Raw genomic sequence first — 23,985 nt, 5'->3', positions numbered from 1 at the left:
TGGGTGGTCAGTGTGCGGGCGGCCGGAGCCGCCCGCAAGTCCGGGTGATCAGAGGCCGCTGTTTTCCGCAGCCGACTTCAGGGCATCCTCAGGCGAAGCCTGATCGAGCAGGGCTTCCTGGATGGCCTGCTGCAGGGCCGTGGAAAGCTCCTGGTATTTCGGCGTGGTCGGGCGCGGATACATGGCAGCAAGGCCGAGCTTGGCGGCGGCGATCAGCTCTTCCTGGCCGGCGGTGACGGCCGGGTCCTCGTAGGACGAGGCCCAGATCGGCAGGCTTAGCTTCGCATAGGCGTTCTGCGTTTCCTGCGAGGTCATGTGCACGATGTATTTCCAGGCTTCTTCCGGGCTCTTGCTCGTCGCGGTGATGCCGAGGCCCATCGAGCCGTTGACGGCCGAAACCTCGCTCTTGCCCTCGACGCCCGGTGCCGGCACGACGCCGACCTTGCCCTTGACCTTGCTGTCTTCGCCGCCATTGGCCATGTTGTACATGTAGGTCCAGTTGAGCGCGAAGGCCGCCTCGCCGTTCTGGAAGACGTTGCGCACGTCCTCTTCGAGGAATTCCTTGGAGTTCGGGTTGGTGAGGCCGGACTTGTAGCTGTCGACCATGTAGGTCAGTGCTTCGAGACTGCCGCCCTCGGTGAAGGCCGGCTTGCCGTCCTTCAGGAACGCGCCGCCATAGGCGCTGACCAGCGTGGTGTAATCGCAGATCGCGGCTTCGGCCTGCGACCAGCTCCAGGCGATGGGCGTGGCGAGCAGGCCCTTGTCTTTGATGACCTTCGCCTGTTCGCTGAGTTCGGCCCAGGTCTTCGGCGGTGCCTTGATGCCGGCCTTTTCGAGGATTTCCTTGTTGTAGAACAGGTATTTGGTGTCGAGGATCCACGGCATGCCATAGGACTTGCCGTCATAATCGACGGTCGTCCAGGCGCCCGGCAGAACACCCTTCTTCATGTCGTCGGTGATGCGGGCAGAAACATCCACCAGCACGTTGTTCGTCGCATATTCGGCCGGCCAGATCACGTCGAACAGCACGACGTCGTAGCCGCTGCCGGACCCTTGCGCGAGCACGGCCTTGTCGTGCAGACCCTCGTAAGGCACGAATTCCAGGTTCACCTTGATGTCCGGGTTCGCCTTCGTGAAGGCGTCGGTCATGGCGCGCACATCGGCTTCGCTATAGGCGGCCTGCGCCATGAAGAGTGCGTTGAGCGTCGTCTCCGCGAAGGCGTGCGGGGCGGACACGGCCGCAATCAGCGCTGCACCGAGCAAGGTCTTCTTTATGGATTTGAACATGATCGCGTCCTCCTGTTTGTGAAGTCGTTTCGGCGCGGCACCAGGCCCCACCGTTCCCTGAAACTCTCTGGTCTCTTATTAAGTCAAATGGCTTGACTTAAATGTTCTGTATTATTCAAATGGTGTCAAGAGGGAAGTGCCGATGAACGAACTGCGGACGATCCGGGCCAAGAGCGGGACCAATCAGGAAGGCACCAGCGCCCACAACCGGCGCGTCCTCATCGAGGCCATCCGCTTGAATGGGCCGCTTTCCCGTGCCGATCTCGCCCGCGCCACGCGGCTCACCAAGCAGACTGTCTCGAACCTCATCGAAAGCCTGGAGGCGGACGGTCTCGTCGCCTCGGAGGATGTGGTGCGCGGCGCGCGCGGCCAGCCCTCGACGCCCTACCGGCTGGTGCCCGAGGGGGCCTTCGCGCTCGGCGTGCAGATCGACCGGCACCTGACGCGCGTCGTCGCCGTGGACCTGCTCGGGCGCGAGGTTGCTCGGGCCATGGCGAACCTGCCGCCTGGCGGCCCTGCGGAAGGCAGCAAGCTTATCCTGCGCCTCATCGAGGCCGTGCGCCAGGATCTTGCCGGCCGTATTCCGGAATCGGCGCACCGGCTCGCGGGGCTCGGCGTGGCGATGCCCGGGCCATTCGGGCTGGAACCGTCGGACGATGATACCTGGATGATGGCGCAGTGGCAGGATTTCCCGCTGGTGGAAACGCTCGCCGCTGGCACCGGTCTTGCCACCAGCCTCCAGAACGATGCGAGCGCCTGCGCGACGGCAGAGCGGATGAACGGTTCGGCCGACGGCCTCGACCATGTCGTCTGCATCTATTTCGGCTACGGCATCGGCGCCGGCCTCATCCTCGGGGGAGAGCTCTATACCGGTAGCAACCGCAATGCCGGCGAGATCGGTATGGTGCTGTTTTCGCGCGGTGGGGTGCAGTCGCCGCTGGAGCACCGTGCCTCGCTCGCCTCGCTCTTCCAGCATCTCGGCCTCGATTCGGCGACCACCGAAGCCTATGCCGAAGTCGAGCGGCTGACGCTGGCAGACGATCCGCGCGTGCTGGAATGGCTGGCGGGCGCCGCCGCCGACACGCGCCATGCGGTGCACATGGTCGAGACGATCTTCGACCCCGAGACCGTCATCCTCTCCGGCAGCGCGCCCGAACCGCTGGCCAAGCGCCTCTTCGCCGAAATGTTCCCCCTCATCCCGTCGAATGCCGATCGCCAGGGCCGCGCGCTGCCGCGCCTGCAACTCGGCATGATCGGCCCCTGGGCCGTTGCACTCGGCGCCGCCGCCGAGCCCATCCGCCGCGCCTTCGATCCGCTCTTCTCGGCGATCCTGAAGGAAGCCTCCTGATCTGCCCATTGCGTAGGCATTTTTTGCTCAAGGGGCGGGCAAAAGTGTACGGGGATGCAATTTATTTGCACAGGCGTACCGGAATCGCCGAATCAGACCTTCCCTGCGCGGGGGCAAGACCTTATCCGGATACCACTCGCGTAACCCGCGAGCTTCCCCGCGTCATTGGGAGCCAAACCGTGGCGCTCGCTGCCCCGCTTCGTGCGGGGCTTCTTTTTTTCTGACACCTGCTCAGGCCGTCTGGAAATTCCGCTTGTAGGTCGAGGCGATCAGGGTCCCGGCGGTGCTGGCGGCCCTCTCCTCGTCGCGCGCTTCGATGGCAATGAGGATCGCTTCGTGCTGGGCCAGCGACTGGCCGAACCCGCCGGATGCCGCCATCGTCTTGGGAATGCTGATCGACAGGGCGGCGCGGATGACCGAGGCGACGGGCAGCAGGAAACGATTGTGCGCCGCCTGGAATATTTGGAGATGGAAGTCGATATCCGCCTCGATCGCCTCGTCGAGGCCGGCCCGTTCTTCCGCCATGCGCAGAAAGGCGGCGCGGATCTGCGCATGTTCGCGCGCCGAGCCCCGCCGGGCGGCCAGCCGCGCGGCCAGCGGCTCGATCGACAGGCGGATCTCGAAGAGTTCTTCGGCAAGCGCCTCCTGGTCGTCGGCGTCGCCCTGCCAGGAGAGTACGACCGGATCGAGCGTGTTCCAGTGCTCCGCCGCCCGCACGCGTGTGCCCAGGCGGGGTTTCGCTTCGATAAAGCCCTTGGTCGAGAGGATTTTCAGCGCTTCGCGCAGCGTTGTGCGGCTGACCCCGAGGCCGGCCAGCATGTCGGCTTCCTTCGGCAGGGTGTCGCCGACCTTCAACTCGCCAAGCGTGATGCGCCGGCCGATATCGCCTGCGATGCGGGCCGGCAGGCCGCGATCCTCCCGAGCGATGACCTTCATGCGCGCCCTCTCCCCTGCTTTTCTCCCTCGTTCATAGACCGTCGCCTTTATTCGGGAAAGCCACCCATCGAGGCGGCGTAGCGCCGGGTCATGTCGAGGCCGATCGATGTCGGCCGCATGGCTGGTGCGCGGTCGTGGATGGCGATGCCCGCGCGCTCGCCGAACAGGCGCTTGCCGTAGCAGATGAGGTTCTCGATGCCCTGCATGGTGAAGACCACGCCGGGCAGCATGCGGCGGTATTCCTCCTCCGCGTGTTCGTCCCAGCCATCGCAGAAGAACTCGTAGGCGCGCACGGCAAGATCGATGGAATCGGGCGCCAGGATCAGGCCGCGGCAGCCGATGCGCAGGTTCTCCAGCAGTTCCAGCCCCGCGCGGCCGTTGAAGACCGGCAGTTGCCCTTCTGTCACTTCGATAAGGTGGGCGATGTCGACGACCGGCCCTTCGCCCTTTACCAGGCGGATGTTCGGGTGCTGGCGCACCAGTTCGCGGATGTCGGCGGCCGTCAGCCCGCGGCCCATCAAGGCCGGCGCGTTCTGGATGGCAAGCGGCAGGTCGGTGCGGTCGGCGACGCGGCCGAAGAAGCGGATATATTCGGCGGCGGAATATTGGCCGACCATCGGCGGCTGGAGGATCAGCCAGTCGGCGCCGGCGGCGGTGGCATGTCGTACCTGCCGCACCTGCTCCTCGACGGAGGCGCCGAAGATCGTCAGCGCGACGGGCACGCGGCCGGCCGTATCCTCCACCACCCAGTCCATGACCGCCATGCGTTCGCGCTCATCCAGTTTGGCGGCTTCCGTCGCGAGGCCGAGCGCTGCCATCCCATGCACGCCGCTCGCCAGGCATATTTCCGTCTGCCGGCGCATCGCCGCGCGGTCGAGCCTCTCCTCGCCGTCGAAAAGCGCATAGAGAATGGCATGGATGCCGTGGAGGTCTTCGACACGAAAATCGTTCATACACACCTCCTCAATGGCTTTCGCGCGGGACCGCGTGGCCGCGACTGCCGACGAGGAAATCGAGGTCGGCGCCCGTATCCGCCTGCATGACGCGCTCGACATAAAGGCCCTGGTAGCCGCCGGTCATCGCGGGAACCGGCGCCCTCCAAGCGGCCCGCCGCCGCCCGAGTTCGGCCTCATCGACATCGAGATGAAGCCTGCGGCCCGCGACGTCGAGTTCGATCCAGTCGCCATCCTCGACCAGCGCAAGCGTGCCGCCGACGGCGGCTTCCGGCGCCGTGTGCAGGACCACGGTGCCGAAGGCCGTGCCGGACATGCGGGCATCGGAAATGCGCACCATGTCGCGCACGCCCTGCTTCAGCAGCTTCTGCGGCAGCGCCATGTTGCCCACCTCGGCCATGCCGGGATAACCCTTGGGGCCACAGTTCTTCAGCACCATGATCGAGGTCTCGTCGATCTCCAGCGCCGGATCATCGATGCACGCCTTGTAGTGGTCGATCGTCTCGAAGACGACGGCGCGGCCGCGGTGCTGCATCAGCGCCGGTGTCGCGGCGGAGGGTTTTATGATGGCGCCGCCGGGCGCGAGATTGCCGCGCAGCACGGCGATGCCGCCGCTCGCGGTCAGCGCCTTGTCGCGCGGCAGGATGACGTCGTCATCGTAGTTCTCGACGCCCTCAATATTGGCGCCGACGCTTTGCCCCGTCACCGTCAGGGCGTCGAGGTGGAGAAGGTCGGCGATCTCCTTCATGACGACGGGAAGGCCGCCGGCATAGCAGAAATCCTCCATCAGATACGCGCCCGATGGCATCAGGTTGAGGATCGTCGGAACGTCGCGACCAAAATTGTCCCAGTCGTCGAGCGTCAGTTCGGTGCCGATCCGACCGGCGATCGCCAGCAGATGCACGACGGCATTCGTCGAGCCGCCGATCGCGCCATTGATGCGGATGGCATTGGCAAAGGCCTCCCGCGTCAGGATCTGGGACAGGCGCAGGTCCTCGGCGACCATTTCCACGATCCGGCGTCCGGTAAGCCGCGCCAGCCGCGCCCGGTGGGCATCGACGGCGGGATAGGCGGCATTGCCGGGCAGCGCCAGGCCGAGGGCTTCCACCATCGAGGCCATGGTGGAGGCCGTGCCCATGGTCATGCAATGGCCGGGTGAACGCGACATGGCGCTTTCGGCGGCCTGGAAATCCTTCTGCGACATGACGCCGGCACGCACGTCCTCGGAGAATTTCCAGACATCGGTGCCGGAGCCAATCGTGCGGCCCTTCAGCCGACCATTCAGCATCGGCCCGCCGGAAATGACGATGGACGGCAGGTCGCAGGAGGCGGCGCCCATGACCAGCGACGGCGTGGTCTTGTCGCAGCCCGCCATCAGCACGACGCCGTCCATCGGATTGCCGCGGATCGCCTCTTCGACATCCATCGAGGCGAGGTTGCGGAAGAGCATGGCGGTCGGGCGCAGGTTCGATTCGCCGCAGGAGAAGACCGGGAATTCCAAGGGCAGGCCGCCCGCTTCCAGCACGCCCGCCTTGATATGCTCGACCAGCCCGCGGAAATGCGCGTTGCAGGGTGTCAGCTCGGAGAAGGTGTTGCAGATGCCGATGACCGGCCGCCCGTCGAAGGCGTCGTCCGGCAAACCGTTGTTCTTCATCCAGCTCCGGTGAATGAACGCATCCTTGTCCATTCCGCCGAACCAGTGCTGCGACCGCAATTTCCGGGACATGTCCCCTCCTCGTCTCAATGGCGTGCCGATTTCATTATTCTCATATAATCGGAGTTATTATTGGTCAAGCGAGGAACGAGCAAAGAAAAACCTCCGGCGAAGGGTGCGCCGGAGGTTTAGGTGGTTTGACGGTGTGGGTGTTCAGGGGTGATGCAGGACGCTCAGGCCGCCATCCACCGTCAGGCAGGTGGCGTTCATGAAGGGGCACTCATCGGATGTCATGAAGAGAGCGGCCTTGGCGATCTCTTCCGGCGTCGCGATGCGCCCGCCCGGATGGAGCTTCATCGTCGCCGCTTCTGCTGCGATGGGATCGGGAAAACTGTTCCAGTATTCGACGGCCTTCTGGGTGCGCACGTAACCGGGCGCCAGCGCATTTACGCGAACCCCCTGCCCGGCATATTCGAGGCCGAGGGCCTTGGTCATGCCGAGCAGCGCATGTTTGGCGACGGGATAGGGGAAGGTGTGCGGGATGATGGTGAAGGCATGCGTCGAGGCGATGTTGAGGATGACGCCGCCGCCGCCCTCGATCATGCCCGGCAGCACGGCTTTACTGCAATTCCAGGCACCCTTGAGGTTGATGTCGAAGCAGCGCTGCCAGTCGGTATCGGAGAGCTTTAGAGGCTCGAAGAACACGTTGACGCCGGCATTGTTGACGAGCGCATTCGGTCGGCCGATCTCGCTGGTCGCAACGGCGACGGCGCGCTCGATGGCGTCCGCATCCGTGATGTCCGCCGGTGCATGGGCAACTCGGTCACCGGCGGTGCGAAGCCGATCTGCTTCCGCCGCAAGCAGGTCGCCATCGCGATCGATCAGGAAGAGGCTCGCGCCTTCGCCAAGAAAGGCCTCGGCAATGGCAAGGCCGATGCCCTGCGCCGCACCCGTGACGACGACACGTTTTCCGTCAAGACGTCCAGCCATATCCGTTCTCCTTACCACTCGGCCACGCTGCCATCCTCATGACGCCAGACGGGATTGCGCCAGCGATGGCCTTCCTTGGCCCGCTCGATGACATAGGCCTCGTCCACCTCGATGCCGAGGCCCGGTCCCTGCGGGATCGACACGAAGCCGTCGGCGTAGTGGAACACCTCCTTGTTGGAGATGTAGTCGAGGATGTCATTGCCCTTGTTATAGTGGATGCCGAGGCTCTGTTCCTGGATGAACGCGTTGTAGCTGACGGCATCGACCTGGAGGCAGGCGGCAAGCGCAATCGGTCCCAGCGGGCAATGCGGCGCCAGCGCCACGTCATAGGCCTCCGCCATCGCCGCGATCTTGCGGCATTCCGTAATGCCGCCGGCATGCGACAGGTCTGGTTGCAGGATATCGACATAGCCGTCCGCCAGCACCGACTTGAAGTCCCAACGCGAATAGAGCCGTTCGCCCAAGGCAATCGGCGTCGAACAATGATTGGCGATCTCCTTCAGCGCCTCGCGGTTTTCCGACAGCACCGGCTCCTCGATGAACATCAGCTTGAACTGTTCGAGTTCCTTGGCCAGCACCTTGGCCATCGGCCGGTGCACCCGGCCATGGAAATCCACACCGATGCCGATATAGGGGCCGACCGCCTCGCGGATCGTCGCGATGGTTTCGACCGCCTTCTCCACCTTGTCCCAGGTATCGACGATCTGCATTTCCTCACAACCGTTGAGCTTGATCGCCTTGAAGCCGCGGGCGACGACCTCGCGGGCATTGTTGGCGACGTCCGCGGGGCGATCGCCGCCGATCCACGAATAGACCTTGATCTTGTCGCGCACCTGGCCGCCGAGCAGGGCATGGATCGGCTGGCCATAGGCCTTGCCCTTGATGTCCCACAGCGCATGGTCGATGCCGGCGAGTGCCGACATATGCACGGCCCCGCCGCGATAGAAGCCACCGCGATACATCACCTGCCAATGATCCTCGATCAGCAGCGGATCCTTGCCGATGAGGTAGTCCGACAGTTCCTCCACAGCCGCCTGCACGGTCAGCGCACGGCCTTCCACCACCGGCTCACCCCAGCCGACGATGCCCTCGTCCGTCTCCACCTTCAGGAACAGCCACCGCGGCGGCACGATATAGGTCGTCAGCTTCGTGATCTTCATGATGATACTCGTCTTAGAAGGATAAAGGGCGCGGTCATTCGCCGGCGGGCGGATGTTTCCGGATGGCGAGCGCCAGGTCGCGCGCGGCAAGGTCGAGCATGCGGTGCGAGCAGTCGCGCGCCGCCGCCTTGTCGCGCATGCGCAGCGCCTCGACGAGCTGCTTGTGGATCTCGACGGCTTCGCCGCGTGCATCCACCGCCTCGTTGGAGGCGTAGAGCGAGAATTCCAGCGCCGCCCGGATGATGCTTGCAAGCTGCATGAACACCTGGTTGTGGCTGGCCTTCAGCAGGCCGGCATGGAAGGCGACGTCGGCCTCGGTGAAGCGCGCGACATCACCCTCGGCGTCGCGCATCTGCTCCCAGGCCCGCTCGATTTCGGCCACTTCCTGCACCGTCGCGCGTTCGGCGGCGAATTCGGCGGCGAAGGGTTCGATGGCGCGGCGCGCGTCGAGCACGCATTTCAACAGGTCGAGTTCGAAGATGCGCGGCCCGATCCATTCCAGCACCTGCTGGTCGAGGATGTTCCACTCCTCCTTGGCGCAGACAACGGTGCCGACGCGCGAACGACCGCGCACAAGGCCCTTGGATTCGAGGATCTTCAGCGATTCGCGGATGACCGTGCGGCTGACGCCGTAGCGCAGGCACAGTTCGTTTTCCGTCTGCAGGAAGCCGCCGACCGGAAAGACGTCGGCGCAGATATCCGAGGCGATCGCCCGCGTAATGTTTTTCTGTACGCGCGGGCGGCGCACCGGCGCCTCGCCTTCGGGCGCGCTCACGCGCTCATCCTGTTCCTGCACAGCCATTCTCCACCCCATTCCGTCCGCGATGCATATCCCGTTTCCCGCCCGAAGGCGACGACCGGATTCGCGTCATCCCGACATTACTATCATACACTGATATTTAATTCATCATACAAACGCAATTGACGAATATGATGAAAGACATTACACCAAAGCCCACTGCAAGCGCAGTTAATTTGGGAGAGAGACAATGGGCTTTATCAAAGCAGCCATCCTGGCTGGCACCGTCGCCGTGTTCACCGCGACCTCCGCCTTCGCCGCCGACGTGAAGATCGGCTTCATCGTGAAGCAGCCGGAAGAGCCGTGGTTCCAGGACGAATGGAAGTTCGCCGACGAGGCCGCCAAGGAGAAGGGTTTCACCCTCGTCAAGATCGGCGCTGAGGACGGCGAGAAGGTTCAGTCGGCGATCGACAATCTCGGCGCACAGGGCGCGCAGGGCTTCATCGTCTGCACGCCGGATGTGAAGCTCGGCCCCGGCATCGTCGCCAAGGCAGCCGCCAACGAGCTCAAGCTGATGACCGTCGACGACCGCCTGGTCAATGCCGATGGCAGCCCGATCGAGGACGTGCCGCATATGGGCATCTCCGCCACCAAGATCGGCGAGGCCGTCGGCCAGACGATCGTCGAGGAAATCAAGAAGCGCGGCTGGGACATGAAGGACGTCGGCGCGATCCGCGTTTCCTACGATCAGCTGCCGACCGCCGTCGACCGCGTCGACGGTGCGCTCTCCGTGCTGAAGGCCGCCGGTTTCCCCGAAGCCAACATCTTCGACGCCCCGCAGGCCAAGACAGACACGGAAGCGGCGCTCAACGCCTCGACCGTCGTTCTCAACAAGAATGCCGGCGTCAAGCATTGGGTCGCCGTCGGCCTCAATGACGAGGCCGTGCTCGGCGCGGTGCGCGCGACTGAAAGCGTCGGCATTGCCGCCGACAGCATGATCGGCGTGGGCATCGGCGGTGCGGATTCGGCGATCAACGAGTTCAAGAAACCCTCTGCCACCGGCTTCTTCGGCACCGTGATCATCTCGCCTAAGCGTCACGGCTATGAGACCGCGCTCAACATGTATGAGTGGATCGCCAACGGCAAGGAGCCGGAAAAGCTGATCCTGACCGCCGGCCAGGTCGCGCTGCGCGACAATTACGAGACGGTTCGCAAGGACCTCGGCATCGAATAATCATCCTCCCAAGGTGATGTCATCCCGGCGGCGTGCTGCCGCCGGGCCTCTTTGCGGGGTGGAGAGATGCAGGACTTTCTTGAATTCAAGGCGATATCCAAGGGATATCCCGGCGTGCAGGCGCTCGCCGACGTTTCCTTCTCGGTGAAGAAGGGCGCGGTGCACGGCCTTATGGGCGAAAACGGCGCGGGCAAATCGACCCTCATCCGCGTGCTCTCGGGCGATCAATCCGCCGATACCGGCGAGATCCGGATCGACGGCCAGTTGCAGCACTACCGCTCGGTGCGTGATGCCTTCGACGCCGGCGTCATCGTCATTCACCAGGAACTCCAGCTCGTGCCCGAGCTGACGGTCGCCGAAAATCTCTGGCTCGGCCGCTTCCCCGGCAAGGCCGGCGTGATCGACCGCTCGCGCCTCGTTGGCGTGGTGAAGCAGAAGCTTGCGGACATCGGCATCAACATCGATCCGACCGCCAAGGTGGCTTCCCTCTCGATCGGCGAGCGCCAGATGGTCGAGATCGCCAAGGCCGTCATGGCGGATGCGCGCGTCATCGCGCTCGACGAGCCGACTTCTTCGCTCTCGTCCCGCGAAAGCGAAATCCTCTTCACGCTGATCGATCGCCTGCGTGCGCAGGGCAAGGTCATTCTCTACGTCTCCCACCGCCTCGACGAGATTTTTCGCCTTTGCGACAGCCTCACCGTGCTGCGCGACGGCAAGCTTGCCGCGCACCATCCGGAAATCGCACAGATCACGCGCGAGCAGATCATCGCCGAAATGGTCGGCCGCGAGATTTCCAACATCTGGGGTTTTCGCCCGCGCGAGCGCGGCGCCGTGCGGCTGGAGGTCAAGGACCTCGCCGGCCGCAAGCTGCGCACGCCGATCAATTTTTCCGTCCGCCAGGGCGAAATCCTGGGCTTTTTCGGCCTGATCGGCGCCGGCCGCAGCGAGATGGCGCGCCTGGTCTATGGCGCCGACAGCCGTTCGCAGGGCACCGTCAGCGTCGATGGCGTCACGGTCGCGCCCGACAGCCCGCCGCAGTCGATCCGCTCCGGCATCGTGCTTTGCCCAGAAGACCGCAAATTCGACGGCATCGTGCAGGGACGCAATATCGAGGAGAACATGGCGATCTCCTCGCGCCGGCATTTCTCGCCCTTCGGCATCTTGCAGCCGAAGAAGGAGGCGGAGCTTGCCGAGCGCTTCATCGCGAAACTGCGCGTGCGCACGCCCTCCCGGAAACAGGAGATCGTCAACCTCTCTGGCGGCAACCAGCAGAAGGTCATCCTCGGCCGCTGGCTTTCCGAGCAGGGTGTCAAAGTCCTCATCATCGACGAGCCGACGCGCGGCATCGATGTCGGTGCCAAGTCGGAAATCTACGAGATTCTTTACGAACTCGCCGGCCAGGGCATGGCGATCGTCGTCATCTCCAGCGAACTGCCGGAGGTGATGGGCATCACCGACCGCATCATGGTCATGTGCCAGGGCCGGGTGGCGGCCGATATCGAGCGCGCCGATTTCGACGAGCGCCGCATCCTCGCCGCCGCCCTTCCCGACGTGGCGAGCGCCAGCGAACTTCCCAACCAGCAGGTCCAGTCACGATGACGTCTCTGAAAAAACTCCTCCTCGGCGAACAGGGTCTGGTCGTCATCTTCGCCATTGCCTTCGCCATCGTGGCCCTGACGGTCCCGAATTTTTTGACCGAGCGCAACATGCTCGGCCTCTTACAATCGGTCGTCACCATCGGCATCGTCGCCTGCACGATGATGTTCTGCCTCGCCTCGCGCGATTTCGACCTCTCGGTCGGCTCCACCGTCGCCTTTTCCGGCATGGTCGCCGTCATGGCCTCGAACGCCTCGGGGTCGATCATCATCGGCCTCCTCGCGGCGCTGCTCTGCGGCGGCGCTGTCGGCCTCGTCAATGGCGTGGTGATCGCCCGCTTCCGCATCAACGCGCTCATCACGACGCTCGCCACCATGCAGATCGTGCGCGGCCTGGCGCTGATCGCGTCCGACGGCCGCGCCGTCGGCATCAACGATCCGGGTTTTTATCAGCTCGCCTTGTCAAAGTTCCTCGGCATCCCGACACCGATCTGGGTCATGGCCGTATTCTTCATCATCTTCGGCTTCGTGCTCAACCGCACGGTCTTCGGCAAGAACACGCTGGCGATCGGCGGCAATCCGGAAGCCTCGCGCCTGGCCGGCGTCAACGTCTCCAATATGCGCATCTGGATCTTCGCGCTTCAGGGCCTCGTCTGCGCCGTTGCCGGCGTGCTGCTCGCCTCGCGCATCACCTCGGGCCAGCCGAACGCCGCGACGGGCCTCGAACTCTCGGTCATCTCCGCCTGCGTGCTCGGCGGCGTGTCGCTGGCCGGCGGGCGGGCGGCGATGACGGGCGTCATCGTCGGCGTGCTCATCATGGGCATTGCCGAAAACGTCATGAATCTGCTCAACATCCAGGCCTTCTACCAATATGTCGTGCGCGGCCTGATCCTGCTGCTCGCCGTGCTGCTCGACAACCTGCGCTCTGCCGCCGCGGGCCGCCGAACCTAGTTCGGGGGCGGAAAGCTGCCGGGAAAGGCCTCGCGTAGCAGCGTCATGGCTGTCTTTTGCAGGGCGTCGGAGCGGACCTGGTCGGGATTGAACGTGTCCCAGTACCAGGCGCCCTGCACGAGATAGTTGAGGCCTTCGGCGAGTGTCTCCGTATCCACGCCCACGTGGCCGCCGTCGCGGGCGACCTCGGCAAGCAGCGCGCGGGTTTCGGCGAGATAGGCGCGGTCGTTGGGCAGGCTGATCTGGCGATCAAGCTGGAGGGTCTGGCGGTCGCTGCCGAACAGCACCCAGACGGAAACCCAGTCCGGATGCCGGCTGCGAAAATGCCGCGCGCAATCGAGTGCTGCGACGATGCGCCCCGCCGCCGAAAGGTCCGGCCGGCGCACGGTCTCCTGCCAGAGGCGCGCGAACTGGTCGTTGAGATATTCCAGCGCCGCGCGAAAAAGCTTCTCCTTCGTGCCGAAATGGAAGACGACCAGCGCATTGGACGAGCCGATCTCGCCGGCGATGCGCTGCATGGTGACCGCGGCCATGCCGTCCTCCGCGATCAGGCGGATGGTGGTGTCGATGATGCGCTGGGCACTCGCCTGCCCGCGCAGGTGACGGCGATCGGCCTTGCCGGCCTTGGTGATCGGCGCATCGTCGCTGGTGGCGGCTTTGGGTTTCTTCACTGCAAGGGTCTCGGATTGCCGGACGGTCCGTCGCCTTATCGGACGACGGACAGCCTGGGTCAACGTTACAAGGCCGGACGGCCCGCCGCATCGCGATACCAGCCGCCCTGCGCTTCCTCGAAGGCGATCCCGGCGCGGAAAACATCGGCGTCGCAATAGGTGCGGCCGACGATCTGGATACCGGTCGGCACGCCGTTGCCGGCATGGCCCGTGGGCACGGACAGAACGGGGCAGCGGCTCATCATGTTGAAGGGCGTCGTCATCGCCCAGCCGAGCATGGGATGCACCACCTTGCCATTGATCTCGACCGTGTCCTTGGACTGGTCGAAATCGGCCGGTACGGCGGGCAGCGCATTGGTCGGGCAGACGAGCACGTCATAGCGCTCCAGCAGCGGCCCCAGCGTCTGGTACATCTCGCCGATTACCTCCAGGGTCGCGACGAAATCCGTCGATCTGGAAACCCTGCCCCGCTCGGCGAACTGCCGTGCATAGGTCGTCATCTCGTCGGCATGCGCGTCGAGCAGTTTCGAGACGTAGCCTCCAAAGAGATGTTGCAGGTAGCCGATGCCGGCATCGAGCACGTTCTGCTTCCAGCCGAGATCGACCTCCTCGACCGTCGCGCCGAGCGAACGGAAGACGTCGAGGGCGGCGAGCGTGTTCTTCTGCACATCCGGATCGACCTCGAAGAAACCGAGATCCATAGAAAAGGCGATCTTCCAGCCCTTGATCGGCTTGTATTCCAGCGGCAGGCGCAGTTTCGGCCGAAGCGTCGTGATATCGTGCGGGCTCGGGCCGGTCATGACGTTCTGCAGCAGGATCGCGTCCTTGACCGTGCGGGCCATCGGGCCGGTATGGCAGAAGAAATCCAGGTTGAACGGCGGGTCGTCCGGGTTGCGGCCATAGGGCGGCTTGTAGCCGACGACGCCGCAGGCGGCGGCCGGAATGCGGATCGAGCCGCCAATATCGGAGCCGGTCGCCAGCGAAGACGTGCCCGCCGCAAGCGAAGCCCCGGCACCGCCGGAGGAGCCGCCGCAGGTGAATTCCGGGTTCCAGGGATTGCGCGTGACGCCCCACAGCCGCGACCAAGTGGCGCCGGAGCAGCAGAATTCCGGCGTCGCCGTGCGCGCATGCACGATGCCGCCCGCCGCCAGGATGCGCGCATTCATTGTCGAGGTGCGCGTGCTGACATGGTCCTTGTGGATGAGCGAGCCCATGGAGCTGGGCTTGCCCTCGATCTCGCTCTCGTCCTTGATGCCGACCGGCAGCCCCTCCAGCGCGCCGGTGCGCACACCCCGCGCATATTTCGCCTCCGCCTTTCGGGCGAGAGCCATCGCTTCGTCGAAATGGATGTAGGTCAGCGCATTGATCGGCGCCTTCACCGCTTCTGCCCGGCGGATCGTCGCCGCCATCAGGTCGACGGGAGAAAGCTCCCGGCTTTTGAAGCGGCGAAGCGCTTCGTGGGCGGGCAGGTAGCAGAGATCGAGATCGCTCATGGGTCCTCCGGTGTGAAATCCTGTCGGCCACGCAGCTCCTCCCCGCTGGCCGATGAAGCAAAATAGAAAACAAACTGAATACTCAGTCAAATAGTTTTTGCGCGACGACCGACCTTTCTCCAACCTCAAAATCCCGCGCAAGCGCCCTGGCCATGTCGGCCATATGAAACTTCAGAGAAAACAAGGACCCCACCCCGTTTTGGGCAATCCGGATATTGACTTTACTTGGCAGGTCGCATTCCATGAAGATCAGCTAAACCTGAGTGGGGCAGGGTCATGACCAAATTTGTTGCCGCAAAATGGACTTCACTCGCGGCCATGTTGTCAGCGTCTCTCTTCTTGAGCGGCTGCGAAACAACCGCTGGCAAGCCGACGGTCACGACCGTCAAGTGCAAGCAAGGCCCCTGTAAAGTCGTGAAGAAGAAGACTGCCCGCGAAGTGGCAACGACGACCCGCGGCCGTAGCAATTATTGATCCTTTCTCTCGATCCGGCGCGAATCCGGCTATCGGCGCGGTCTTCCAGTACCGGTAGACGATACGCTGCGGCTGTTCTACAGGCTGCCAGCGATATCCAGACTGCTCCTTTACTTGAGCTTGAACGGGAAGACGGGCGGGACGTCATCCTGCCGACCAGCCGCAAGCTGATCGACCGTGTCGCGACGCTGGCCATCGCCGATTGCCTCACCGGCGGCAGCACCCATCGCAGACGGGCGATCCGCGAAATTCTGAACGCCGCGGCGTTTCCGAGCTGGAATCCCGTCCATTTCCTCGATACTGCCGAAATGACGACGGGCGTGGCGCTCGGTCTTCTCTGGACCCGCCCCCTCCTCTCGCGCACCGAGCGCGACACGCTGGCGACGGCAATCGTCGAAAAAGGGCTTTCCCCCGGCCTTGCGGCTGCTGCGGCCGGTGCGCCCTGGATGGCAGCGAAAAACAACTGGAACATCGTCTGTTGTGCCGGGATGATCGCCGGTGCAGCCGCGCTGGAGGGCGACGAGAAGGAAGTCCGAGACGCCGCGCTCGGCTGCTTCGTGCCGGCCATCAACCACGGCTTGCGTGCTTTCGAGGCGGATGGCGGTTATCTGGAAGGCCCGGACTATTGGGAATATGCCGTGCGCTACGCCGTGCTCGCGCAGGCATTTATGAAGGACCTGGGCATCGGCCCCGATACACCCAGAGCACTCCTCAGCACTTGGCGCTACGGGCGCGATCTCACCGGTCCCAGCGGACGGGTATTCAATTTCGGCGATGCGACGGAAGAGCCGCGCCGTTCGCCGGTGCTCGGCTGGCTCGCCAACCGCACGGGCGATCGGGAAGCCATGGCCTGGCAGCATGCCGCTCCCGGCGACCCGCATCCCTTTGATCTTCTCTGGTGCGCGCCGGACATCGAAACGACGACCGCGGGCGACGGACCCGTTGCCTATGAACCGGCGGGCATCGCGGTGCTGCGCAAGGGCACAACCTGGCTGGCCCTCAAGGGTGGCCGCAACGATGTCAACCACGCCCATCTGGACCTCGGCACCTTCGTGCTGGAAATGGCCGGCCAGCGTTTTGCCGGCGAACTCGGCCGGGAGAACTATGCCCTGCCCGGCTATTTCGATCGGGCGCGGCGGTTCGGCTATTTTCGCACGCAGACCGCCGCCCATAACACGCTGCTTATCGATGGCACAGGGCAATCGATCGACGCCTACGCAACTCTCCTCGGCACCGGAGAGGAGGGCGAAAACCGCTTTGCGGCCTACGAGATTTTTGACGAGCGGCCATCGGTCTGGCGTCGGGGCGTCGCGCTGGCGGATGGCGGCGCAGTCTTCATCGTCGACGAACTGGAGTCGGGCGACGGTCCGCCGCTCCGCGCGACATGGCAGATCTATACACAAGCGACGGTGACCCTCGATGGCGCACGCGCCAAACTCGCCTTGGGGGATGTGATGGCGGAGGCGGAAATCCTGGAACCGGCAGGGCTCGTCTGGTCGTTTGAAACGGCTCCTTCCCCCGCGGGCGAGAGCAGCAACGCCGCCTTCGGACGCTTGTTCTTTGACGTGCCGGCGTCAAGGGAGGCGCAATCCATTACCGTCAGGTTCTCCCTCGCCGGTGACGCCGGAGGATGGAAACCAGCGGCGATCGCCGGCTGGCCGCTTAGCATCTGAATGTCGTCTCACCCCGCTATTTCCACCCGCATCGTGCAGACTTCGTTTGACTCCGCCAAATCCCGGCAATAGCCTTGATTCATCGGCGCTTTCCGGCCTGTCCGGGGGATCGAGGAGGAGGCGGAATGGGGATTTTCGGCTGGTTGCCGCGGCGCGGCCCAAAGCCTGCAACACCGGAGGCCGAGCCGGAGCCGACCCTCGCAATCTATGCCTCGCAGCCCTCGCTCAGCGCGATCATCGTCACCCTCATCGGTGTCGATGCCGCGCAGGTCGACGAGATCATCGACGTGACGAACCAACGCTTCGGCGGCCGGCACAAGATCGTTTATCTCACCGACAGCCTCGACTTCATGCATTTCCGCAACCGCGGTGCGATCTTCGAATATCTGCCCTCGGCGCTCGAACAGAAGCTGCATGCCGCCGAGATTTCGTGGAATGCCTATCTCGCCAAGCGCTGGCAACTGCTCGTTTCGAAATGGCAGCCGGTGCATGTCGTCAGCTATGGGCAGAACATCGATGCCTTCCTCGCCGCCGCTCCGCGCATGACGGCCCGGAACGAGCGATGAGTGCGACGCTTGACATCCTCTTCGTCGCCGACGTGCGCTTCGAGGGAGGGACATCGACCGCGCTCGCCGTCGAGATCCGGGCGGCCGCCCGGTCGGGTCTACGGACGGGGCTTCTCGCCATCAAAGGCCCCCTGCTCGGCCTGCCCTTTCCCATGCATCCCGATTTGCGAAAACTGATCGACGACGGGCTGACGGAGCGCATCGATCCCGACATGCGGCTCATGGCCCGCCTGACGCTGATCCACCACCCGACGATCGTCGAAAACCGCCCGACGCGACGGCTGTCGATCACCACCGACAAGCTGCTGATCGTGCTGCACCACCCGATGTATGACGGTAACGGCCGCCGGCAATACGACCTGGACCGCGTCATCGCGCATGCCAGCGATGCCTTCGGCGCCGACGTGCATCTCGCCCCCGTCAGCGCCGTCGTGCGCGACAGCCTGCCGCGCCTGCTGCCGCCCTATGCGCATATGCTGGACGAGGACTGGGGCAACCTCATAGAACTCGACGACTGGCCGGCAAAACCGGTCCGCCCGCCCGCCTACCCCGTCGTGATTGGCCGCCATTCGCGCCCCGACCCCCTGAAATGGCCGACCGCGGAAGACGCACGCCTCGCCTATCCGGCCGATGGCAGCCGTTTTCGCGTGCGGGCGCTCGGTGCCGATGCGTATCTTGCGGAGAAATACGGCACGCTTCCCACCAATTGGGAGCTGATCCCCTTCGCCTGGGATGGCGTTCCGGATTTCCTCGGCACGCTTGATTTCTACGTCTATTTCCACGATCCCGCCTGGTCGGAGGCTTTTGGACGCACGATCCTCGAAGCGCTGGCGACCGGCCTCGTCGTGATCCTCCCCCCGCATTTCGCGGTGCTCTTCGCAAAGGCGGCCGTCTATGCGGAACCGGCCGAAGTCGAAAGCGTCATCGCGCGTTTCGTGGCCGATCCGGCGCTCCACCGGTCCCAATGCGAGCAGGCCCGCCGTTTCGTCGAAAACAACTATGATGCGGCGATCTATAGCGATCGCGTCGCGCGCATCATGGGTGACGAAACAACATCACCGGCCGCTGACGGGCTTTTCCCGCCGTTTCCGCAGCGAAACGTGCTTTTCGCCTCCAGCAACGGCATCGGCGTCGGCCATCTCATCCAGCAGCTGGCGATCGCCCAGCGCCTGCCGCCGGATCTGACGCCGGTCTTCGCGACTATGTCCTATTCCATGAAGGCGGCCGTGCAGCACGGCTATCAGGCGCATTTCCTGCCGCATCACCGCATTCTGGAAGCGGACCCGGAGGACTGGAACACCTGCCTTGCCGAAGAATTGTTCGAGCTCGTCGCCCATCTGCGCCCGGCCGTCTTCGCCTATGACGCCACAGCCGTCTTCGAGGGCGTGACGCGGGCGCTCGACATGTTTCCGGATATTTTCAAGATCTGGGTCCGCCGCCCGCTCTGGCAGGAATCGCACCGCGTCTTCCTCGAATTCTCAGACAGTTTCGACGCCGTCATCGAGCCGGGCGAACTGGCGGAAACCTTCGACCACGGCCCGACGGCCGCCTGCCGCAAGGAGGTTTTCCTCGTGCCGCCGGTGCTGCACCTCGATCCTTCGGAGCGCATGTCGCGCGAAAGTGCCCGCGCCGCGCTCGGCATCCCGGACGGCATGACGGTCGTGGCGTTCCAACTCGGCGCGGGGGCCAATTTCGAAGTCAAGGACTTGCGCGCATCGCTTCTTGCCGAGGTGCTCAGGCGTCCCGATACGATCGCGCTGGAAATCCAGTCGCCGATCACGCCGAATGCCGCGGGCCTCGAAATTCTCGGCGAGCGGCATCGCACGGTCGAACTCTTCCCAAGCTTCCGCTTCAGCCGGGCCTTCGACGCGGCGATCTCGGCCGCGGGCTACAACACGTTCCACGAACAGGTGCTGGGTTCTATCCCAACGCTCTTCGTGCCGAACGAGGGTGACGAGATGGACCTTCAGGCGAGCCGCGCCCGCTGGGCCGAACTCACCGGCCGCGGCTGGATGATGCGCCGTGACTACGATCTCGGCTTCGCCGCCCAGCATGTCGAGCGCCTGCTGGACCCGCTGGAACGCGCGGCCGTCATTCGCCGTTGTCAATCGATCGTGTGGAAGAACGGCGCCGTGGACATCGCCCGCTATGTGGAGGATCACGCGCGCATGCTGCGCACCGATTGGGACATAACGAAGCTCGGCAGCACGTGAGGATGTGGTGACCCCACCAGCCTGCAACATCTGTGGCAGTTCGGCCTTCGGGGATACCTATGGCAAGGCGGGCAGTGCCTTCATCCGCAGGAATGTGCGGTGCGAAGGCTGCGGCTCGCTGGAGCGTCACCGGCTGATCTTCGAGCTGCTGCGCTCGCGCGGCCTACTCTCCGGAAACCGCCGCGTCCTGCATCTGGCACCCGAAGAATGCCTCGCCACCATCCTGCGCAACCGCTTCGGCGGCAACTATCTCTGCGGCGATCTCGATCCGGGCCAGTTCTCCTTCCCCGTCACGCGCATCGACCTGTGCAGCGATCTCGACCGCTTCGCCCCCGCTTCCTTCGATATCGTGCTGCACAATCACGTGCTGGAGCATGTGGCGTGTGACTACAAGGCGGTGGCTGCGCGCCTGGACGGCCTTCTGAAGCCCGGCGGCCTGCATATCTTCAGCGTGCCCTTCCTCGAAGGCGGCTTTCGCGAGGCTCTGGACGAGCAGACGAGCGACTACCGCACCGACCATTTCGGCCAGTGGGATCATATGCGGATTTTCTCGCCGGAGGATTTTTTGCAGACCCTGGGTTCGGCCCTGCCGCTGCCGGGAAATTATGACGCGACCCGCCTCGTTCCAGCCGAACGGCTCCTCGCCATCAACGTGCCGGAAGACGCCTGGCGCGGCTTCAACAACAATTCCGTCTTCCTGCTCAAAAAGCGGCAGGTGGAGGAGCCGGTCGCGGCTTCTCCGGCCATGCACCTTGCAGCCTCCGCGCCCTCTCCTCATCGCCCGGATGCGGTGCTGTTCGTCTCGGCCAACGGCATCGGCCAGGGACATCTCACGCGCCAGCTCGCAGTCGCCCGACGCCTGAAGCACCGTCCTGCCGCCTTCCTGACGATGAGCTACAGTGCGGGGATCGTGCGTGACATGGGGTTTCCGGTGCATTTCGTTCCGCACCACGGCCTCTCGGGCGAAGAGCCCGGCGCCTGGAACGCCCGGCTCGCCGCGGAGATCGAGCTGCTGCTCGACGCCTACCACGTCACGACCCTGATCTACGACGTCAACTTCGTCTTCGATGGCATCATCGAGGTGCTGCGCAACAATGCGAAGCTCCAGGCGGTCTGGATCCGGCGCGCCATGTGGCCGAGCCACCATGCCAGCTATATTGGCGCGGGCGTGCATTTCCCCATCATCATCGAGCCGGATGATTATGCCGCAGCCCTCGACACGGGGCCGACCACCACTGACCGCGCGAAGACCACGCTGGTGCCGCCGATGCTGCTGATCGATCCCTCGGAGCGCCTGGAGCGTGGCGCCGCCCGCCAGGCACTCGGCCTGCCGCAGGAGGGTTTCGTCGTCCTCGTCGATCTCTCTCGCTCCTCCAATCCGGATCTCACGCATCTGCATGGACGGCTGCTCGACGATCTGCTGGCGAGGCCGGACATCCACATCGTGGAGCTGAAATCGCCGCTCACCGGAAACGTCGCGCCACGCCACCCGACGCGTCATCGCCTGGTTACCCTCCACCCCGCCTATGCCCATAGCCGCGCCTTCGATGCTGCGATCGTGCGGGCGGGATACAACACCTTCCACGAGCACATTGTTGGCGGCATTCCCACCCTGTTCGTGCCGGACGAAAGCCCAGACATGGACCGCCAGGTCGACCGCGCCCGCTGGGCGCAAGAGCGTGGCGCCGCCTTGATGCACCGCCTGGGCGATGGCGAAGTGGGGCTTTCCGCCGCCATCGACAGGTTGCTGTCGGCCGATGCACGGGCCGCACTGACGGCCGCCTGCGTCGCCATCACCGGCGCACGCTGGCAAAACGGCGCAGACGTGCTCGCCGGCATGCTGGAAGGTCGCTTCGACGGCGGAGACACAGAATAATGCGCCGACGCATCCCGTCTTGCTCAATATCAGGCTGCGGGACTATGCTGTAATGGCTGGTCGGACTTTCATGGGATGCCGATGCACATGCAACGTTTCTTTCTGCTTCTCGCGTTCCTTCTCTGCACGGCGACGGCAACGTTCGCCGCCAAGGAAAACCGTGTCGCGCTGGTGATCGGCAACGGCAAATACAGCGCGCTCCCGCATCTGCCCAATGCGGAGGGTGACGCGCGGCTGATGGAGAAGGCGCTTTCGGCGGCGGGCTTCAAGACCTTCCCGGTCATCGACGGCAACCGCCAGCAGATGGTGCGCGCGATGCGCAGCTTTGCCGATGCGCTGACGCCAGAAACGAATGCCGTCATTTATTATGCCGGTCACGGCATCCAGTTTGCCGACGAGAACTACCTGATCCCGACGGACAGCCAGCTCACGAGCTCGTCCGACCTGCCGCTTGAGGCTTTCAGCCTGAAGATGGTGACGGAGCAGATCGAACGGGTTCGGCCTCGCATCGCCGTCTTCATCGTGGATGCCTGCCGCAACAATCCGCTGGAGACCAACCGCTCGGCGGGCGCCGCGGCCAATGATGGTGCGACCCGCGGGCTTGCGCGCGCCACCGGCCCGCTCGGCACCTTCATCGCCTTCGCCACGGCGCCGGGCAAGGTCGCGACCGACGGCACGAAAGGAAACAGCCCGTTCACGAAGGCGCTGGCCGAGCTCATCACCGCGCCGGGCCTGCCGATCGAGCAGGTTTTCAAGCGCGTGCGCGAACGGGTGGTCGACGAGACCGGCGGCGAGCAGGTGCCGTGGGACAATTCCTCGCTGACCAAGGATTTCTTCTTCACCGAAGCGCTGCCGGAGGAGCCGAAATTTTCGGCAGAAGCGACGCAGGATGCGGAGGCCTGGCAGGCCGCGGCGGACGAGGACAACGCCGCAAGCTACAAGTCCTATCTCGCCACCTTCCCGCAGGGGCTCTTCGCTGACATTGCCGAGATGCGGGTGGAGGTGCTGGAGGAGGCTAAGAAGCCCAAGGAAGAGGAAGTCGCAGCTCTTGCCGTCGACCGCAGCATTAATGCCGCCGAAGACCTGCTGATGTGGAACGACATCCAGGCCGCAGGCACCGCCGAACAATACCGCATCTACCTCGAAAAGTTCCCTGAGGGTGTCTTCGCCAAGCTCGCGCGCCTGCGGCTGGAGGACGCCACGAAGGGTTCCGACGAGACGGTGCCGGCAATTTCCGGGCGCGTTACGGCGAACTACGAGGAATTCTCGGAAAACCCGCTCTATCCGGAAATCACCGACTGCGACCGCGAGGCCGGCCATGTGCAGGAGATCGCCGACCCTGCCGTCGGCGTCTATTTCAAGCAGATCAAGCCGGACACCGCCGTTCCCGCCTGCATGGCGGCGCTCAAACAATATCCGGACAGTTTTCGCATTCTCATGAACTACGGCCGGGCGATCGACGCCGCGGGCCGCCACGCCGAGGCGCGTGAAATCTATCGCACGGGCGCCGCTGCCGGCTTCCCGATTGCCTATCGCTCGCTCGGCGACGTCTATCGCGACGGCCGCGGCATCGAGAAAAACCTGAACGAGGCCCGTTACTGGTATGTGCTCGGCGCTGCGAAAAAGAACGTCTTCGCCGAGTTCAACCTCGCGCTCATCTACGAAAACGGCCTTGGCGTCAGTGCTGATCCGCAAAAGGCGGCCTATTGGCTCTGGCGGGCCGCGAAACAGGGTTTTGCCCCGGCCATGGAGAAGCTTTCGGCCTATTATCTCGACGGCAAAGCGGTGCCGAAGGACGTCGCACAGGCGGAAATCCTGCTGACGGGGGCCGCCGAGATGGGGCATATCTATGCCGAACTGCGGCTCGGTGACCTCTATATTGACGGCAGCGCCCTGAAGCAAAACCCGGCCGCCGGCGCCGAGTGGATCCGCAAGGCTGCGCGGCAGGGCTATAATGAGGCGCAGTTCCGGCTCGCCACGCTCTATCTCGACGGCATCGGCCTGAAGAAGGACCCCGCCGAAGCGCTCGCCTGGTTTACGTTGGCCAAGACCAACGGCGTCGAGCGGGCGCAGGAGAATGTGGCGACGCTCAGCGAGAAACTCGGCAACAAGGCGGTCAAGAAAGCCGAAAAATTCGCCTCAAGCTTCCAGCCGATAGCCGTCAAATAAACC

General features: G+C 64.3%; 19 protein-coding genes. 10 read left to right on the top strand and 9 right to left on the bottom strand.

Annotated features, from left to right (window positions below):
• Positions 1-48 precede the first annotated feature (48 nt).
• Positions 49-1,287: an extracellular solute-binding protein gene (locus J2Y63_RS09815; protein ID WP_435265929.1), complete on the bottom strand. Its 1,239-nt coding sequence runs from the start codon at positions 1,285-1,287 to the stop codon at positions 49-51.
• A 142-nt stretch (positions 1,288-1,429) separates the two neighbouring features.
• Between J2Y63_RS09815 and J2Y63_RS09810 the strand changes: the two genes are divergently transcribed.
• Positions 1,430-2,635, top strand: coding sequence for an ROK family protein (locus J2Y63_RS09810; RefSeq protein WP_435265928.1), 1,206 nt, complete (start codon positions 1,430-1,432; stop codon positions 2,633-2,635).
• Positions 2,636-2,866: 231 nt separating this feature from the next.
• Here the strand turns inward: J2Y63_RS09810 and J2Y63_RS09805 are convergent, their stop codons facing one another.
• The 6 genes from J2Y63_RS09805 to J2Y63_RS09780 form a co-directional block, all read right to left on the bottom strand.
• A complete protein-coding gene (locus J2Y63_RS09805) occupies positions 2,867-3,571 on the bottom strand; it encodes a FadR/GntR family transcriptional regulator (protein WP_435265927.1) in 705 nt (234 codons plus the stop codon).
• 47 nt (positions 3,572-3,618) lie between these two features.
• A complete protein-coding gene (locus tag J2Y63_RS09800; protein ID WP_435265926.1) occupies positions 3,619-4,524 on the bottom strand; it encodes a dihydrodipicolinate synthase family protein in 906 nt (301 codons plus the stop codon).
• Positions 4,525-4,534: 10 nt separating this feature from the next.
• On the bottom strand, positions 4,535-6,250 hold the full coding sequence (locus J2Y63_RS09795; protein WP_435265925.1) for an IlvD/Edd family dehydratase: 1,716 nt from the start codon (positions 6,248-6,250) through the stop codon (positions 4,535-4,537).
• Positions 6,251-6,391: 141 nt separating this feature from the next.
• The gene (locus tag J2Y63_RS09790; RefSeq protein ID WP_435265924.1) at positions 6,392-7,168 is read right to left on the bottom strand and encodes an SDR family oxidoreductase; all 777 of its coding nucleotides are present in this window, start codon (positions 7,166-7,168) and stop codon (positions 6,392-6,394) included.
• An 11-nt stretch (positions 7,169-7,179) separates the two neighbouring features.
• A complete protein-coding gene (gene dgoD / locus J2Y63_RS09785) occupies positions 7,180-8,328 on the bottom strand; it encodes a galactonate dehydratase (RefSeq protein WP_435265923.1) in 1,149 nt (382 codons plus the stop codon).
• A 34-nt stretch (positions 8,329-8,362) separates the two neighbouring features.
• A complete protein-coding gene (locus tag J2Y63_RS09780; RefSeq protein ID WP_435265922.1) occupies positions 8,363-9,130 on the bottom strand; it encodes a FadR/GntR family transcriptional regulator in 768 nt (255 codons plus the stop codon).
• Positions 9,131-9,317: 187 nt separating this feature from the next.
• Here J2Y63_RS09780 and J2Y63_RS09775 point away from each other — a divergent pair, with 187 nt between their 5' ends.
• The 3 genes from J2Y63_RS09775 (at position 9,318) to araH (ending at position 12,847) form a co-directional block, all read left to right on the top strand.
• Positions 9,318-10,301, top strand: coding sequence for an arabinose ABC transporter substrate-binding protein (locus tag J2Y63_RS09775; protein WP_435265921.1), 984 nt, complete (start codon positions 9,318-9,320; stop codon positions 10,299-10,301).
• Positions 10,302-10,367: 66 nt separating this feature from the next.
• Positions 10,368-11,900, top strand: coding sequence for an L-arabinose ABC transporter ATP-binding protein AraG (araG, locus tag J2Y63_RS09770; RefSeq protein ID WP_435265920.1), 1,533 nt, complete (start codon positions 10,368-10,370; stop codon positions 11,898-11,900).
• The gene (gene araH, locus J2Y63_RS09765) at positions 11,897-12,847 is read left to right on the top strand and encodes an L-arabinose ABC transporter permease AraH (RefSeq protein WP_435265919.1); all 951 of its coding nucleotides are present in this window, start codon (positions 11,897-11,899) and stop codon (positions 12,845-12,847) included. Before araG ends, araH begins: the two co-directional genes overlap by 4 nt.
• On the opposite strand, the gene J2Y63_RS09760 is transcribed toward araH, so the two are convergent.
• On the bottom strand, positions 12,844-13,518 hold the full coding sequence (locus J2Y63_RS09760) for a TetR/AcrR family transcriptional regulator (protein WP_435265918.1): 675 nt from the start codon (positions 13,516-13,518) through the stop codon (positions 12,844-12,846). The genes araH and J2Y63_RS09760 overlap by 4 nt on opposite strands.
• Before the next feature lie 65 nt (positions 13,519-13,583).
• Positions 13,584-15,011 carry an amidase gene (locus J2Y63_RS09755; RefSeq protein ID WP_435265917.1) on the bottom strand — a complete coding sequence of 476 codons (1,428 nt, stop codon included), beginning with the start codon at positions 15,009-15,011 and terminating at the stop codon, positions 13,584-13,586.
• Positions 15,012-15,287: 276 nt separating this feature from the next.
• Here J2Y63_RS09755 and J2Y63_RS09750 point away from each other — a divergent pair, with 276 nt between their 5' ends.
• From J2Y63_RS09750 to J2Y63_RS09725, 6 genes are all read left to right on the top strand, one after another.
• Positions 15,288-15,485, top strand: coding sequence for a hypothetical protein (locus J2Y63_RS09750; protein ID WP_435265916.1), 198 nt, complete (start codon positions 15,288-15,290; stop codon positions 15,483-15,485).
• Positions 15,482-17,158 carry a heparinase II/III domain-containing protein gene (locus tag J2Y63_RS09745; protein WP_435265915.1) on the top strand — a complete coding sequence of 559 codons (1,677 nt, stop codon included), beginning with the start codon at positions 15,482-15,484 and terminating at the stop codon, positions 17,156-17,158. The genes J2Y63_RS09750 and J2Y63_RS09745 overlap by 4 nt, the downstream gene beginning before the upstream one ends.
• A 125-nt stretch (positions 17,159-17,283) precedes the next feature.
• Positions 17,284-17,724 carry a hypothetical protein gene (locus J2Y63_RS09740; protein WP_435265914.1) on the top strand — a complete coding sequence of 147 codons (441 nt, stop codon included), beginning with the start codon at positions 17,284-17,286 and terminating at the stop codon, positions 17,722-17,724.
• Positions 17,721-19,937, top strand: a complete 2,217-nt coding sequence (locus tag J2Y63_RS09735; RefSeq protein WP_435265913.1) for a glycosyltransferase — start codon at positions 17,721-17,723, stop codon at positions 19,935-19,937. The genes J2Y63_RS09740 and J2Y63_RS09735 overlap by 4 nt, the downstream gene beginning before the upstream one ends.
• Before the next feature lie 7 nt (positions 19,938-19,944).
• On the top strand, positions 19,945-21,813 hold the full coding sequence (locus tag J2Y63_RS09730) for a methyltransferase domain-containing protein (protein ID WP_435265912.1): 1,869 nt from the start codon (positions 19,945-19,947) through the stop codon (positions 21,811-21,813).
• Positions 21,814-21,900: 87 nt separating this feature from the next.
• A complete protein-coding gene (locus J2Y63_RS09725; RefSeq protein ID WP_435265911.1) occupies positions 21,901-23,982 on the top strand; it encodes a caspase family protein in 2,082 nt (693 codons plus the stop codon).
• Positions 23,983-23,985: the final 3 nt, after the last annotated feature.

This window comes from Shinella sp. BE166, from assembly GCF_051201095.1.
Taxonomy (GTDB): domain Bacteria; phylum Pseudomonadota; class Alphaproteobacteria; order Rhizobiales; family Rhizobiaceae; genus Shinella; species Shinella lacus.
This window is presented reverse-complemented; position numbering and strand designations above follow the sequence as displayed.